The sequence below is a fragment of the Shewanella subflava genome, from assembly GCF_025971955.1.
Lineage (GTDB): Bacteria > Pseudomonadota > Gammaproteobacteria > Enterobacterales > Shewanellaceae > Shewanella > Shewanella subflava.
This window is the reverse complement of record NZ_JAPDMX010000033.1, coordinates 158,501-173,082: the sequence shown is the minus strand read 5'-3', so window position 1 is coordinate 173,082 and position 14,582 is coordinate 158,501. Positions and strand designations below refer to the sequence as shown.

At 40.8% G+C, this 14,582-nt stretch carries 15 protein-coding genes; 11 read left to right on the top strand and 4 right to left on the bottom strand.

The features are described 5' to 3' along the window. The first annotated feature begins 116 nt into the window (after positions 1 to 116). The 3 genes from OHT75_RS16565 to OHT75_RS16555 all read left to right on the top strand — a co-directional run bounded on the left by OHT75_RS16565 (position 117) and on the right by OHT75_RS16555 (position 2,292). A complete protein-coding gene (locus OHT75_RS16565) occupies positions 117 to 926 on the top strand; it encodes a YdcF family protein (RefSeq protein ID WP_264728618.1) in 810 nt (269 codons plus the stop codon). After that, positions 919 to 1,593 (top strand): DUF2982 domain-containing protein, encoded by a 675-nt coding sequence (locus OHT75_RS16560; RefSeq protein WP_264728616.1) that lies wholly within the window; start codon positions 919 to 921, stop codon positions 1,591 to 1,593. Before OHT75_RS16565 ends, OHT75_RS16560 begins: the two co-directional genes overlap by 8 nt. A gap of 291 nt (positions 1,594 to 1,884) precedes the next feature. Next, complete coding sequence (locus OHT75_RS16555) at positions 1,885 to 2,292, top strand: GFA family protein (protein WP_264729058.1); 408 nt, start codon at positions 1,885 to 1,887, stop codon at positions 2,290 to 2,292. Positions 2,293 to 2,322: 30 nt separating this feature from the next. Here OHT75_RS16555 and OHT75_RS16550 read toward each other — a convergent pair whose 3' ends face one another. The 3 genes from OHT75_RS16550 to galE form a co-directional block, all read right to left on the bottom strand. Next, the gene (locus tag OHT75_RS16550; protein WP_264728614.1) at positions 2,323 to 2,673 is read right to left on the bottom strand and encodes a bactofilin family protein; all 351 of its coding nucleotides are present in this window, start codon (positions 2,671 to 2,673) and stop codon (positions 2,323 to 2,325) included. 118 nt (positions 2,674 to 2,791) lie between these two features. Further along, positions 2,792 to 3,274: a ferredoxin-type protein NapF gene (gene napF / locus OHT75_RS16545; protein WP_264728613.1), complete on the bottom strand. Its 483-nt coding sequence runs from the start codon at positions 3,272 to 3,274 to the stop codon at positions 2,792 to 2,794. 39 nt (positions 3,275 to 3,313) lie between these two features. Next, positions 3,314 to 4,330, bottom strand: coding sequence for a UDP-glucose 4-epimerase GalE (gene galE, locus OHT75_RS16540; protein WP_264728611.1), 1,017 nt, complete (start codon positions 4,328 to 4,330; stop codon positions 3,314 to 3,316). 316 nt (positions 4,331 to 4,646) lie between these two features. Between galE and phhA the strand changes: the two genes are divergently transcribed. The 7 genes from phhA to OHT75_RS16505 all read left to right on the top strand — a co-directional run bounded on the left by phhA (position 4,647) and on the right by OHT75_RS16505 (position 12,355). Next, positions 4,647 to 5,450 (top strand): phenylalanine 4-monooxygenase, encoded by an 804-nt coding sequence (gene phhA, locus OHT75_RS16535; RefSeq protein WP_264728609.1) that lies wholly within the window; start codon positions 4,647 to 4,649, stop codon positions 5,448 to 5,450. A gap of 68 nt (positions 5,451 to 5,518) precedes the next feature. Continuing rightward, entirely contained in the window at positions 5,519 to 5,857 is a 339-nt protein-coding gene (locus OHT75_RS16530; protein WP_188839443.1) for a 4a-hydroxytetrahydrobiopterin dehydratase, read from the top strand. Between the two features lie 161 nt (positions 5,858 to 6,018). Next, complete coding sequence (gene tyrR, locus OHT75_RS16525) at positions 6,019 to 7,557, top strand: transcriptional regulator TyrR (RefSeq protein ID WP_264728606.1); 1,539 nt, start codon at positions 6,019 to 6,021, stop codon at positions 7,555 to 7,557. 273 nt (positions 7,558 to 7,830) lie between these two features. Further along, complete coding sequence (locus OHT75_RS16520) at positions 7,831 to 8,817, top strand: fumarylacetoacetate hydrolase family protein (RefSeq protein WP_264728603.1); 987 nt, start codon at positions 7,831 to 7,833, stop codon at positions 8,815 to 8,817. 70 nt (positions 8,818 to 8,887) lie between these two features. Next, entirely contained in the window at positions 8,888 to 9,538 is a 651-nt protein-coding gene (gene maiA, locus OHT75_RS16515) for a maleylacetoacetate isomerase (RefSeq protein ID WP_264728601.1), read from the top strand. A gap of 9 nt (positions 9,539 to 9,547) precedes the next feature. Beyond that, entirely contained in the window at positions 9,548 to 10,201 is a 654-nt protein-coding gene (locus OHT75_RS16510; RefSeq protein ID WP_264728600.1) for a nucleotidyltransferase family protein, read from the top strand. 216 nt (positions 10,202 to 10,417) lie between these two features. After that, positions 10,418 to 12,355: a DNA topoisomerase III gene (locus OHT75_RS16505; RefSeq protein WP_264728598.1), complete on the top strand. Its 1,938-nt coding sequence runs from the start codon at positions 10,418 to 10,420 to the stop codon at positions 12,353 to 12,355. 118 nt (positions 12,356 to 12,473) lie between these two features. On the opposite strand, the gene OHT75_RS16500 is transcribed toward OHT75_RS16505, so the two are convergent. Beyond that, the gene (locus OHT75_RS16500; RefSeq protein ID WP_264728596.1) at positions 12,474 to 13,835 is read right to left on the bottom strand and encodes an MATE family efflux transporter; all 1,362 of its coding nucleotides are present in this window, start codon (positions 13,833 to 13,835) and stop codon (positions 12,474 to 12,476) included. A gap of 31 nt (positions 13,836 to 13,866) precedes the next feature. Between OHT75_RS16500 and OHT75_RS16495 the strand changes: the two genes are divergently transcribed. Further along, entirely contained in the window at positions 13,867 to 14,481 is a 615-nt protein-coding gene (locus OHT75_RS16495; protein WP_264728594.1) for a riboflavin synthase subunit alpha, read from the top strand. The last annotated feature ends 101 nt before the right edge of the window (positions 14,482 to 14,582 follow it).

The window sequence follows — 14,582 nt, the reverse complement described above, 5'->3', positions numbered from 1 at the left end:
ATTCGTCAAGATGCCATTGATATTATCAATGGCATTTTTGTTTATATCAAAATGGTTTCGCTAAATGCAGACCAAATCGTTACACTATTGTGATTATTGTCAATAGGATAAGTTTGATGTTCTGGGTTAAAAAAATCGTATCACAATTGTTCATGCCCATTCCGCTAACGATATTATTGATGATCATCGCAGCTACACTTTGGCGTTTTTCATCATTAAAACTGAAATCGTTTGCAGGGTTGTGCATTGGCGGTGGGATTATTTTACTGGGTGGCTTAAGTCAAACCAACATCAGCTATTTATTAACAAACTCGTTAGAATCTCAATATAAGGTTAACTCAGAGCCTTTTGTGCCTGACTCCGCCTGTTGGGTTATGGTGTTGGGTTCAGGCCATAGTGATAAAGATAATTTGACTGCAGTGCAGCAATTATCCTCCGTGGCACTCGGTCGTTTAATTGAAGGGATACGTCAACTGTCACTAGGACAAGATTGCCAACTGGTGGTCAGTGGCTGGAACGGTGGCTATATGCAAAACGCCCATGCGGATGTCATGAAGCAGGCTGCCATTGAACTAGGGGTTAACCCTGATAAAATAATCACTTTCCCAGATGCTAAAGATACCATTGAAGAAGCTATGTTTTTATATCCGCTTGTAGGTCAACACCCTTTTAGATTAGTCACATCTGCCACGCATATGCCGCGATCAATGATGATTTTTAACTCGTTTGGTATGAAACCAGAAGCCGCCCCAGGCGATTTTATTGCGAATAAAGGCTTATGGTGGCGACTTGATGCGGATACTTTGTTGAATTCACAAAAAAGTATTCATGAATACCTCGGTATGCTGTGGATTAAGTTGAAAGGGGTTTCAGCAGATCAAATGGTGAATCAAGTTACCCTGCCTAAGGCGAATATCAATGAGTGATATGTTAAGGATTCATCCACACACTAAACGTAATGGCCTCACTTTGGCTGTTACTGGGGCTTTGGGTTTATTACTGAGCTTGATCCTATTTATAAAACTCAGCCATTTATTCGCAGTTTCTTTGATCATTTTTGGCTTGTCGATTGTCAGTCTTTTGTTAGGTATTGCCAAGTTAAATGAGCCCGCTGTGAGTCTTGAATTGACACCGACGGGATTGACTTATTTTCACCGTCGAGGTCAATTCACGATAGGCTGGGATAATATTCTACGAGTTGACAATGCACGTGTTACCCAAAACATGGAATTAATTGAATTACCTTATTTAGGGGTTAAGGTGAAAAAAATGAATCCTGTATTAGATTCTATTTCTCCTCGACTTGCCACAGGCTTATTAACCGAACAACGCCCCTTGTTGATGACAGCTGCAACACAGGATGAAGACTTGCAAAGTTTAGAACGTTACATTGGTGCTGAGTTTAATCCTTTTGTTAGTCATGGCGAGCGTTATCGCGGGGTTTTGGCCATGTTTGGACGTCGCAGTGAAACCTTAGCGGAAAATCTGGGCTACCATTTGTACATTTCGCACGATGCTCTTGACCGTGATCCTAAGGAAATGGTCAGTTTACTTCGCAAGTGGCAACAGCAAGCAATGCTCAATAACACTTAAGATTTTGCTTGCTTAAAAATGGTTAAATAGCCATGGACTTTCTTTTATGAGCTGGCTATTTGGGACTGAGTTAACTTCAACTTGGGTTACTTGGGTTAAAAGATGAACTCAATCAGCTGCATTTAACAGATTGAGCTTATTTTTAGCAAACTTATCATTTGTTTTGAAAACAAAGCGCATTAACACGTCAATAACTGGCCTATTGCACGTTAATGAAACACAGTTAGCCAGACAAAAAGTTGTTTGGTAATCGTGTATTATCGCTAGCTGAGGTTAGTTAAAGAGGCAATGATGAAAGTAACTGAAATATTGCAAGGCGGATGTTTATGCGGCGCCCTTCGTTATCAAATAGACGGTACACCATTTGATGCGGATTACTGTCATTGCCGTCAATGCCAATTGTCATCGGGGGCGGTGATGATGGTGTGGATGGATTTTAAGCGTCATCAGGTGACATGGCTAAATGGTAATGTTACTGAGTTTGCTTCATCAGAAAAAATCCGCCGGGGCTTTTGTCAGCAATGTGGCTGCAGTATCAGTTACCGTCATCTGGATTATCCTGATTATCTGACGCTCTCTATTGCTACTCTCGATAATCCCAATTTAGTGACACCTAATTATCATATCTACACTGATCATCAAGTCAGTTGGTTAACGCTTGAGGATAACTGCCAGCGCTATCCTCAATCAAGATCATAATTAAACGTTAGCCAACTTAAATCATCAAGCTTACGCAATAGTTAATTTAGCATCACGATGACGTTGACCTAAAAACTGTCCACCATCAATCACCTCTAACTTTTCACTGTAGGCATCGCCTTCAAACAATCCAGTTGAAGAGATATATAACTTTTGGCATTGCACGGTACCTTTGACTAAACCGGTAATGTTAATATCCTGGCATTGAATATCTCCGTTGACTTCGCCGCCAGCTTCTACCACCACATTGCCTTGTGTTGATATATCTCCGAGTAATTTACCGCTGATCATTACATCACCATTAAAATGAAAATCACCTGTTAATTCGCAGCCTTGGGCAATAAAACTCAGCTGTGGACTGTCTTTTTTTTGAGTGAACATAGTAGAAAGCTCTTATTAATAGCGTGTTATTAAATTTGATATTATTGATTTAGTATCATCATTTTGACTGACATGTAAATCATAAATTCAACCCAAGCAGCCTTGAACATGGGTATTGTTAGGTGTTCGCCAAGGTGATTGCATCAGAAGGGCAAGGTGATACACAGGCACCACAACCTGTGCAAGCACTCACATCAATCACAGGTTTAGGCACTTGACCAACGGCCATAACGAAACTGATGGCTCTAGGGTCGCAGGCATCTTTACAACTTTGGCACCATACGCCAGTGTTGGTTAAGCAGGAGTCCTTAATCGAGGCGGTAATAGACCATGGTACAGTTTGTTCAATATCAAAAATGGGTTCTTTGCAAGCCGTGACACACTTTTGACAAAACGTGCATTCATCAATACTAAAATCAACCTCAGGAAAGCCGCCATCACCACGTTTAATGATGTGGGTCTCACATGCGTTAATACAATTATCACAACGAGTGCAAATATCGGTAAATTCAATATCTGTTTTTACCCAAGGCGGTCGTAAAGCGGAACTTTTACGTCGATTAAATAAACGTCGACGACCTTGGTCGATAGTTTGACTCATTTTCTCTCCTTGCAAAAACGACAGGCAATTAACCGTGAATTAATTGGTTTTATAACCATTGGGATTATTTGATTGCCATTTCCAGGTACTGCTGGCCATGTCCTCAACAGAATGTTTAGCTGTCCAACCTAATTCAGTTGCCGCAAACTTAGGGTCTGCATAATATTCTGCAATATCGCCAGCTCTGCGGTCAGTGATCTCATATGCGATTGGCTTACCGCAGGCTTTTTCAAATGCTTTGACCATATCTAATACACTGTAACCTATACCCGTTCCTAGGTTATACGTTACTAGCCCAGGCTGCGTATCTAGCTTATCAAGTGCTTTTAAGTGACCGATGGCTAAGTCGACTACATGTATATAATCTCGTACCCCTGTGCCATCATGGGTGGCATAATCACCACCAAACACACTTAGTTTGTCACGTTTTCCTACGGCAACTTGTGAGATAAACGGCATCAGATTATTAGGGATGTCGTTTGGATCTTCACCAATTAAACCACTTTCATGGGCACCAACGGGGTTAAAGTAGCGTAAACAGGCAATGTTCCATTCTTTATCTGAGCGATAAAGATCTGCCAAAATATGTTCAACCATTAATTTAGATTGGCCATAAGGACTGGTTGCCCCAGTCGGGAAGTCCTCTTTAATGGGCAAACTAGCCGGCTCACCATAAACCGTTGCAGAAGAGCTAAAGACAAGATTTTTAACACGATATTCAGCCATTACCTGACACAACACTATGGTACCTGTGACATTGTTTTCATAATATTTAAGGGGTTTGGCTACCGATTCGCCAACCGCTTTTAGGCCCGCGAAGTGTATGACCGAATCAATCACGTGGTCTGCAAATATTTTTTGTAATAAGGCTTTATTTAGCACATCACCTTGATAAAAGGTAACTGGTTTATGACTGATTTTTTCAGCACGTTTGAGGGCTTCGATACTCGAGTTTGAAAGATTGTCTACAACGATGACATCCTGTCCTATAGCTAATAATTCCACCACGGTATGAGTACCAATATAGCCTGCACCGCCAGTCACTAAAATTGCCATGTTTAATTCCTAAAAAGTATCGAGCGTTAAGATGGTCTAATACACTTATTGTAAATCAGCTGACTAGAATTACTATAAAAACCCAGTATTTAAGTGAAATTTAATTGATTTTAGAGGGATGTGAACACCAAATGGCAAAATACTTATCCAAATTAGGTTATTGATTTTAAAGGCTATTCATAAATTTATGGTTAAGATGTATTTATTTGTTTACAAAATGAGCATCATGCTGCATGGACTATAAACTGTGAGGTAGTTAACAAAACTGATTGGATGACACAATATGAATGCAGTGAAGTTGACGTAAAGTGGAATTATGAGTAACGCAGCAAAGTATATTTCTCACCAACCTGATAGCCAAGGATATATTAATTATTCTGAGCAAGAACATGACCTTTGGCAGCAGTTGTATCAGCGCCAAATTACTAACTTGCCAGGCCGTGCGTGTGATGCCTATTTACAAGGAATTGATGCGCTTAATATGTCAGTGGATAAAATCCCGCAATTACCCGATTTAGATCGTGTATTAACTAATACAACGGGCTGGAAAACAGCCGCAGTTCCGGCATTGATTTCTTTTGGTAAGTTTTTTGAATTATTGGCAAGTAAGCAATTTCCTGTCGCGACTTTCATTCGTACTAAGGAAGAGTTTGACTACTTACAAGAGCCAGATGTTTTTCATGAGGTATTTGGTCATTGCCCGTTGCTGACTAATCCTGCATTTGCCAATTTTTCGCACATGTATGGACAATTGGGGTTAGCGGCATCAAAAGAAGATCGCGTATTTCTGGCGCGCTTATATTGGTTCACCGTTGAATTTGGTCTAATGCAAGCTAAAGATGGTCCATTGAAAATTTATGGTGGTGGCATTTTAAGTTCACCCGGCGAGACCTTATATGCCTTGGGTGATAAACCTGAGCGTCGTCCGTTTGATTTATTAGATGTGCTGCGCACCCCATATCGCATCGATATTATGCAGCCAATATATTATGTGATTGAACATATTGATTACTTAGACGAAATAGCCAAAATGGATATTATGTCCTATGTTAACAAAGCCCGCGAGTTAGGTATGTTCGAACCCACATTTGCTCCCAAGGTAAAAGTTGTAGCAAGTTAATTTATCAGCTTGATGATGAGTCCCTATTTTTTAAATAAACAGTAAATAAGATGTATTTAGGAGTTCCAATGACCGCACTATCCGAAATGAAATGCGAAGCTTGTCAAGCTGATGCCCCAAAAGTCACTGATGCTGAGCTTGCTGAACTGGTTAGAATGATCCCTGATTGGGCTGTGCAAGTGCGTGATGGCGTGATGCAATTAGAACGAGTTTATAAGTTTAAAAACTTTAAATTAGCAATGGCATTCAGTAATAAGTTAGCCGATTTAGCCGAAGAGGAGTTCCATCATCCAGGTATTTTTACCGAATGGGGTAAGGTTACTGTGACCTGGTGGTCGCATTCTATTAAAGGATTGCACAAGAATGATTTCATTATGGCAGCCAAGACCGACCAGTTATTAGATTAACAACAAGACATTTTAATTCAGCGTGTTACGTTAACGTAATCCGCTGAATTCTTTCTCTGTTACAATTCTGCTGTAAACTTCACTTGCCACCACCCACATAACACACTACCGTATGCTCAGTTTCCAAAGAAAACACTAATAAATTAGGGAATCACAGTATTATGCGTTTGGAAGTGAGCTGTAACGATCGCGTCGGCCTCGCGAAAGATATTCTCGTTGTACTTGAAAAGTATGGCATTAATTTGATTGCTATTGATGCCAGTAATAAAGGTTTTTTGTATTTACAATTTGCCGAAATCAGTTTTGAAATGCTGCGAGAGTTGATGCCACTTATTCGTAAAGTGGAAAGTGTGCATGATGTGCGCACTGTGTCATTTATGCCATCAGAGCAAGAGCATTACGCGTTAAAAACCCTACTTAAAACGCTACCTGATTCAGTATTTTCGCTTAATTCAAAAGGGCGAATTCGGATTGTTAATGAATCCGCATTGTTAACCTTGAATATGGCTGAACATGAAGTCCTTGATGAGTCGCTTAATCATTGGGTACAAGGTTTCAATTTTTCTCGTTGGTTAAGTGACCCCCAAGTCCCTGCCGTAGCCGCACGGGTAACCATCAATTCCAATGAGTACCTGGCTGAAATGCTACCCATTTATTTGCCTGATGATAATGATAAGACCATTCTTGCCGGTGCTGTAGTGTCGCTTAAATCTCCCGCCAGAGTTGGTAAGCAGTTCAATGCATTACAAAATCAAACAACGGGTTTTGACAATGTATTAGCGGTCAGTGACAAGATGAAAGACGTGCTTAAACAAGCAAAACGTATGGCTCAGCTCGATGCACCGTTATTAATAACTGGTGAAACCGGTACAGGTAAAGAGTTAATGGCCCGTGCCAGCCATGATGCCAGTATGCGACGAGAGCATCCTTTTATTGCGATAAACTGTGCCGCGTTACCTGATAGCGTTGCAGAAGAAGAGTTATTTGGGTTTGTCAGCAATGGCCAAATTGTTAAACGTGGCTTTTTTGAAGAAGCCAAAGGCGGCACTGTATTTTTAGATGAAATAGCTGAAATGTCTAAGGCCGCTCAGGTTAAACTATTACGTTTATTGCAAGATGGTGCCTTTAGGCGAATGGGTGGCGATGAAGAAGTGCGCGCTGATGTGAGAATTATTTGTTCGACTCAAAAAAATCTTGCCGAGCTTTGCCAAGCCGGTGAGTTTAGAGAGGATTTATACTATCGAATTCACGTGCTTAGCTATCACATGCCATCATTACGTGAGCGTAAAGTGGATGTCATTCCATTAACTGAAATGTTTCTAGAGCATTATAGTCAGCAGCTTTCTAGCCCTTTACGGCGTATTTCAGCCTCATGTCGTGACTATTTGTTCACCTACGCGTGGCCAGGAAATGTACGCCAGTTAAAAAATGCCATTTTCCGCGCGGTATCTATGTGGGATGGTTCTGCTGAGCTAACCGTAGAGCAGCTTAAGCTTCCTTCTTATGCGGAAGGTTTTGGCTATTTTGATGAAGAGTTTGAAGGCACCTTAGATGAAGCCATGAAAGAGTATGAAGCAAACTTGTTGCGTCGTTTGTACCCTGCTTATCCCAGTACCAGGCAGTTAGCCAAAAAGCTTGGGGTTTCACATACTGCAATTGCCAATAAGCTGCGAGATTACAGTATTTCAAAAAAGCGCTAAACAGGGTGGCATAAAAGGGTGTAACGTTTTAATGCCAATATTTTGCTGGCAATTTGAACAAAGCAAGGCTTGAAAATCATCATTTTCAGGCCTTAATTTTAAGTGTATATAAATATTTACAAAATATGGGTTAAAGACGAAAAATGTGATTCAGCGCACAAGCTATTTATTGTGCGAGATATCGGTTATTTCTATCATTAATCAAGCTGTCATGGTCTGATTTAGCCCGCCTTCTTATTACGGCTAACAGATATTTTGAATTTAGGAGCAATAATGAAACTTGCAAGTTATAACAATGGTCGTCGTGATGGCCAACTGATGTTGGTAAGCAAAGATTTAACTCAAGCTGTTGCTGTACCTGCAATTGCTCATACTATGCAGCAGCTTCTTGATGCATGGGATTTATTAAATCCACAATTGCAAGAATTGTACGAAGCATTAAATGCCGGTCAAATGGACAATGCAATCGCATTTGATGAGTCTAAATGTTTGTCGCCATTACCGCGTGCATATCAGTGGGCTGATGGCAGTGCCTATGTTAATCACGTTGAATTAGTGCGTAAAGCACGTGGTGCAGAAATGCCTGAAACCTTTTGGACCGATCCATTGGTTTATCAAGGTGGTTCCGACAGCTTCATCGCTCCTAAAGCCGATATCGAAATGGCCAGTGAAGAATACGGTATCGACTTTGAGTCTGAAATAGCAGTGATCACTGATGATGTCGCTATGGGGATCAGCTGCGAAAATGCAGCTAAACACATTAAATTGTTAATGCTAGTGAATGACGTGTCTTTGCGTAATCTTATTCCAGGTGAGCTTGCTAAAGGTTTTGGCTTTTTCCAATCTAAACCATCCAGCGCTTTTTCTCCTATTGCGATTACTCCCGATGAACTTGGAGATAAATGGCAAGACAGCAAAGTGCATTTACCCTTAGTAACACACCTAAACGGTGAATTATTTGGGCGCCCTAATGCTGGGGTTGATATGACTTTTGATTTTAGTCAATTAGTGTCTCATGTCGCCAAAACACGCCCATTAGGCGCCGGTGCGATTATTGGTTCAGGTACGATTTCAAACTATGACCGTAGTGCGGGTTCTAGCTGCTTAGCTGAAAAACGTATGCTTGAAATCATTGCTGATGGCAAGGCGAGTACACCTTTTATGCGTTTTGGTGATACTGTTCGTATTGAAATGTTTGATGAGAATAATGTCAGTATTTTCGGTTCAATCGATCAGAAAGTTGTTGAGTATAAAGGGTAATACCTGCGTCAATAACGGAGAATTAGGGCAATAACAGCGGTGTTATTGCCTTTTTTATAGGGAAAATATTATGAAACTATATGGCTATTGGCGTTCAAGTGCCGCTTATCGTGTAAGGATTGTGCTTAATTTAAAAAAATTATCTGCCGAGCATATTTCAGTGCATTTAGTTAACAATGGCGGTGAGCAGCACAGTGAAACATACCAACAACTGAATCCTCAACATTTGGTGCCAACCTTAGTCGATAACAATGAGCAGGGTGAGTTCAGTTTAAATCAATCATTAGCCATCATTGAGTATTTAGAAGAGAAGTACCCGCAAGCTAATGTATTGCCCACAAACCTTGAAGATAAAGCCGTGGTAAGAGGCATGGCACAAGCGATTGCCTGTGAAATTCATCCATTGGATAACCTGCGTGTTCTTCAATATTTGGTTAAAGAAATGGCTGTAGATGAAAGCCAAAAAATGAAGTGGTATGCCCATTGGATCCATTTAGGCTTTAGTGCTTTGGAAACCCAACTTGAGCGCTATGCGGGTGAGTATTGTTTTGGTAATAAAGTGACACTGGCCGATATCTGTTTAATCCCTCAAGTTTATAATGCCAAACGCTTCAATGTTCCTTTAGATGCCTATCCGAATATTGTACGTATTTGGGAAAACTGCCATCAATTGGATGCCTTTATTCAAGCCGCGCCAGAACAGCAAGCTGATGCGAGTTAGTTTGTATTGATGATAACGACTGACAAAGCACAACGCCCCAAATATCCATCGTCCCAAACCCAGTTAGCTTTGTTAACGACTTGGTTTGAACAAGATGATATGCGCATGCAAGCATTAGCTGCCTGCGCTGAGGTGTTTAAGCGCTTAAACATTGCTGATTGGGCAATTGCCGCCGGATTTGTCAGAAATTTTTTTTGGGATAAATTACACGGTTTTACTACCAGTGCCTTAAATGATATCGATGTCATTTACTTCTGTGCTTGTGATTTGAGCGAGGATACAGAACGACTTATTCAACAAACATTGAACGAGATTGTAGCGTTGAATTGGTCGGTAAAAAATCAGGCAAGAATGCATACTCGCAATGGTGATGCGCCTTATCTTTGTTGCCTTGATGCGATGACCTATTGGCCTGAAAAACAAACGGCAGTAGCGGTTAAACTGGTAGATAATTCCGTTATTGAACAACAGAATTGTGTGCAAACATTCAACGCGCATTCACTTCCGCCCTCGTGCAAATTAATGTTTATTTTTGCTTTTGATATTGAAGATTTATTTAATTGGACGATATCGCACAACCCCAAACGTTTATTCGCTGTTTTTGAGCAAAGAGTCGCGCAAAAAAAATGGCTAATTCGCTATCCTCAATTGGTAATTCGATAACCATCTAACCTGCATTTTTTCGGCTTTTAATTATCCGCGCTTGCCAAAACTAAGTGGCTTCGCTATTTTACTGTTATTATATACAGTATTTTGGCTGTATTAAGATTTGTGAAATTCAGTAATGTATTTTTGATAATCAAAAAAACGATTTGCATTAACATGAGTTTTATAGCGGCTATGGTATAAAGCTAATCCGATGATGGTAGGTAAATCAGTGTGAGATTATTTATTGCAGAAAAACCGAGTCTTGGCAGGGCATTAGTGGATGTATTACCTAAACCACATCAAAAATGCGATGGTTTTATCAAAGCCGCGAATGGTGATGTGGTCACCTGGTGTATCGGTCATTTGCTCGAGCAGGCAGAGCCTGAAGCCTATAACCCTGATTATAAAAAATGGGCGGTAGAGCATCTGCCCATCGTGCCGACTGAGTGGAAACTGGTTGTTAAGGCTAACACCAAAAAGCAATTCACTGTGGTTAAAAAGCTGATTAAACAAGCAGATGTTCTTGTTAATATGGGCGACCCAGACCGTGTAGGGCAAATTTTAATTGATGAAGTGATTAATCATTGTGGCGTGTCTAAAATCCAAAAAGCACAAGTGTTGCGATGTTTGATCAGCGACTTAAATCCCGCCGCGGTAACCAAAGCTTTACATAATTTGCGTAAAAATACCGACTTTATCCCGCTTGCCACATCAGCTTTAGCTCGAGCCAGAGCGGATTGGTTGTATGGTATCAATATGACTCGTTTATGTACGCTTCAAGGCCGTCAATCAGGCTATAGTGGTGTATTGTCTATCGGCCGAGTACAAACGCCAGTGCTCGGGCTTGTAGTGCACCGAGATATTGAAATTGCCAATTTTATCTCTAAACCTTTTTATGAAGTTGTGGGTCATTTTCAAACGTTGTCTGGTGAATGTTATCAAGCCAAGTGGCAGCCAAGTAAAGCCTGCGAACCCTATATGGATGAGGACAATCGCGTATTGTCTAAAGCGTTAGCTTTGAATGTGATGTCCAGAGTTGAAGGACAACTAGGCAAGATAGTTAAGGTCTCGCAAGATAAAAAGTCTACGCCTGCACCACTGCCTTATAGCTTATCTGCGCTGCAAATTGATGCGGCTAAACGGTTTGGCATTAGTGCTCAAGCAGTACTTGATACGTGTCAGCAATTATATGAACGTCATAAATTAATCACTTACCCACGTTCAGATTGCCGTTATCTGCCTAAAGAGCATTTAAATGACGTTCCCCAGGTTTTTGCGGCCATCCGTCATTCGTGTTCAGCGTTAAATGATGCTGTGAATAACGCGAATGCCAGTTTGCAGAGTAAAGCATGGAATGATGCAAAAGTCAGTGCTCATCACGCGATTATCCCCACATCGAAATCAACAGATATGAGCCGCCTTTCTGCAGCTGAAAACAACATTTATGAGCTTATTGCTCGGCAGTATTTGGTCCAGTTTTATCCGCCATGTGAATATGTTGATAAGCAAATCGATACAGAAGTAGCTGGTGGATTGTTTATTGCGAAACAAAAGGATGTTGTGGCTTTAGGTTGGAAAGCGTTATTTCCTGTCAAGTCGAGCTCGTCCAGTGATAGTGAGTTTTCTGTGGTCAGCTTACCACTGGTTGCTAAAGGTGATGTGGTTAATTGTCAGCAAGCAGAGCTTAAAGAAAAGCAAACAACGCCGCCTAAATATTTTACCGATGCTACATTATTATCAGCAATGACAGGTATCGCACGTTATGTTACTGATGCTTCGATTAAAAAAGTGTTGCGCGATACCGATGGATTAGGCACAGAAGCAACCAGAGCAGGGATCATTGAATTGCTATTTAAGCGTCAATTTCTGACCCGAAAAGGCAAAGATATACGAGCAACTGAAATTGGCACCCAGTTGATTTGTTCATTACCGGTGCGAATGACCATTCCTGATATGACAGCCCATTGGGAGTCACAATTGGAAGCGATCAGTCAAAAAAAAATCAAGTACGCACATTTCATGGATCCGATCACCCAAAGCATAGACGAGTTAATTTATGAGGTAAAAGCGGTGACTTTTGCTGGTTTAAAAGGAAAGGGTAAACCTTACAAACCCAAAAGGACTTATACATCAAACAAAAAAACAAGTCCCAAAAAATTGAAGCATTAACAAGCGTTGCGACGAGCCTCGTTTGTTAATGCTTAGCCTACCGAGACAGCAAACCATTGACTTGATTTTTTTAGTTGTTAACTTTAATGAAATTCAACAGTTGGTGTTAAACCAAGGCCTAGTCTAACTCAACAAACACAATCCCTTTGCGCTGAATGTAGACCAGCCTTGCGCCAAATAAAAATGCTGCTGAAGTTAAACCCGCGATTAAGCCTGCCCAGAAACCATGTGCCCCCATAGCAGGTACAATGATATCTGTGTAAGCAAGCACATATCCTAATGTCATACCCACAAACCAATATGAAAAGAGGGTAATATAAAACGCACTACGGGTGTCTTTATAGCCCCTTAATGCGCCAGCGGCAACAACCTGAATCGAATCGGATATTTGATACAGTGCCGCCATTAACATCAAGCTACCTGCTAAAGTAACCACTTCAGGGTTATCATTGTAAAGCAGGGCTATTTCTTGTCTGAATATTACGGTTAATATTGCTGTTATCATCGCTAGTGATAATGATAATGCTAGGGCAACATAGGTGACCAATTTGGCGATATCCGTGCGCTCACGTCCGAGGTAATATCCAATTCGAATGGATGCGGCAATACCAATGGATAATGGCAACATGAAAACCATGGATGAAAAGTTAAGGGCAATTTGATGGCTTGCGACAACGTTTGCGCCTAATGGCGCTAAAAAAAGTGCTATGACGGCAAACAAACTGACTTCAAAAAATAGCGCCATAGCAATAGGAAACCCTAATTTGATCATGGACTTCATTGTTGACCACTTAGGGGCAAAAAAATGTTTGAAGGGAGCAATTTCAATAAATTTTTTATCGACTAACATGTAAATGGCCATTGAGATAAACATGGCCCAAAACACCATTGCAGTTGCCACACCACAACCCGCACCTCCCATAGCAGGTACACCAAATTCACCATAAATGAAAATGTAATTGGCAGGAATATTCACCGCTAAACCAACAAAGCCAATGATCATGGTTGGCATAGTGTAAGAAATACCCTCACTACATCCTCTGAGTACCTGATATAAAGCAAAAGCGGGGGCGCCCCATAAAATACCATCAATATAGCCAACGGTGAGGCGGTACAATTCTGGTTCTAAATCCATAAAATCCAAAATATAACTGGAAGAGGCTAAAAAGAACATCACACCTAAAGAACCAATTATGGCAATATAGCCAGCTTGAAACAGTAAATTGGGGATCACCCTTTGATTATTCGCGCCGTGATGCTGCGAAAATACAGGCGTGAATGCCATTAATAAGCCTTGCACAAATAATATTGCTGGCAACCATAAACTGGTGCCTACAGCGACTGCAGCCATATCGACAGCACTGACGCGTCCAGCCATTACGGTATCAATAAACCCCATCATTGTTTGGGTGACTTGTGCAATTAAAATGGGTAAGGCAAGTTGTATTAATCGCTGGGCCTGAAAGCCGGTGTTGTTCATATTTAGCCCATCATTAAACGAGAGTTATGTTATGTTTACAGGAATTGTACAAGCCACATGTGAAGTGGTTTCGGTTCAACAGCAAGCTGGATTGAAACGTTTTGAAATTGCGCTAAAGCCTGAATTGCTTGACCGTTTGCAAATTGGGGCAAGTGTTGCCACCAATGGCGTTTGTTTAACGGTTACTAAGATATCGAATGATAAGGTTTTCTTTGATGTAATGGAAGAAACATTAAGCCTGACTAACTTAGATAATGTTCAACAAGGTGATCAAGTTAACATTGAGCGCTCACTCACCTTTGGAAGTGAAATCGGTGGACATATTTTATCAGGGCATATTCATACCCAAGCTATCATTGTTTCGATTAGTGATACACCTGAGCATTACGATATAGAGCTTGCCGTCGATGCTAAGTGGAAAGACTATATTTTTTATAAAGGTTTTGTTGCCGTTAATGGCTGTAGTTTAACTGTTGGGCAATTAACAGATCGCGGTTTTAAACTTCACTTAATTCCAGAAACATTGCGCTTAACTAATCTTGGTTTGCAAGCCGTTGGCGACACAATGAACATCGAGATAGATAGCCAAACTCAAGTTATTGTTGACACCGTTGAACGAATTATGGCGAGAAAGCAATTAGGGTAATGCCACGTCCTTATATTTAACAATGATTCACGTTAATTGGATAACATGGTGAATTAAAATAATCAGATGCTAACGCTTAAGGTTCTAATTTGCGCTGGTAG

Bases quoted from the DNA above. Each gene is read 5' to 3' on its own strand.
- maiA (WP_264728601.1), top strand. From the start codon at position 8,888: ATGAAACTATATGGCTATTGGCGTTCAAGTGCCGCTTATCGTGTAAGG.
- OHT75_RS16555 (WP_264729058.1), top strand. From the start codon at position 1,885: ATGAAAGTAACTGAAATATTGCAAGGCGGATGTTTATGCGGCGCCCTT.
- OHT75_RS16500 (WP_264728596.1), bottom strand. From the start codon at position 13,835: ATGAACAACACCGGCTTTCAGGCCCAGCGATTAATACAACTTGCCTTA.
- phhA (WP_264728609.1), top strand. From the start codon at position 4,647: ATGAGTAACGCAGCAAAGTATATTTCTCACCAACCTGATAGCCAAGGA.
- OHT75_RS16520 (WP_264728603.1), top strand. From the start codon at position 7,831: ATGAAACTTGCAAGTTATAACAATGGTCGTCGTGATGGCCAACTGATG.
- OHT75_RS16510 (WP_264728600.1), top strand. From the start codon at position 9,548: ATGATAACGACTGACAAAGCACAACGCCCCAAATATCCATCGTCCCAA.
- tyrR (WP_264728606.1), top strand. From the start codon at position 6,019: ATGCGTTTGGAAGTGAGCTGTAACGATCGCGTCGGCCTCGCGAAAGAT.
- OHT75_RS16565 (WP_264728618.1), top strand. From the start codon at position 117: ATGTTCTGGGTTAAAAAAATCGTATCACAATTGTTCATGCCCATTCCG.
- galE (WP_264728611.1), bottom strand. From the start codon at position 4,330: ATGGCAATTTTAGTGACTGGCGGTGCAGGCTATATTGGTACTCATACC.
- OHT75_RS16495 (WP_264728594.1), top strand. From the start codon at position 13,867: ATGTTTACAGGAATTGTACAAGCCACATGTGAAGTGGTTTCGGTTCAA.
- OHT75_RS16560 (WP_264728616.1), top strand. From the start codon at position 919: ATGAGTGATATGTTAAGGATTCATCCACACACTAAACGTAATGGCCTC.
- OHT75_RS16550 (WP_264728614.1), bottom strand. From the start codon at position 2,673: ATGTTCACTCAAAAAAAAGACAGTCCACAGCTGAGTTTTATTGCCCAA.
- napF (WP_264728613.1), bottom strand. From the start codon at position 3,274: ATGAGTCAAACTATCGACCAAGGTCGTCGACGTTTATTTAATCGACGT.
- OHT75_RS16530 (WP_188839443.1), top strand. From the start codon at position 5,519: ATGACCGCACTATCCGAAATGAAATGCGAAGCTTGTCAAGCTGATGCC.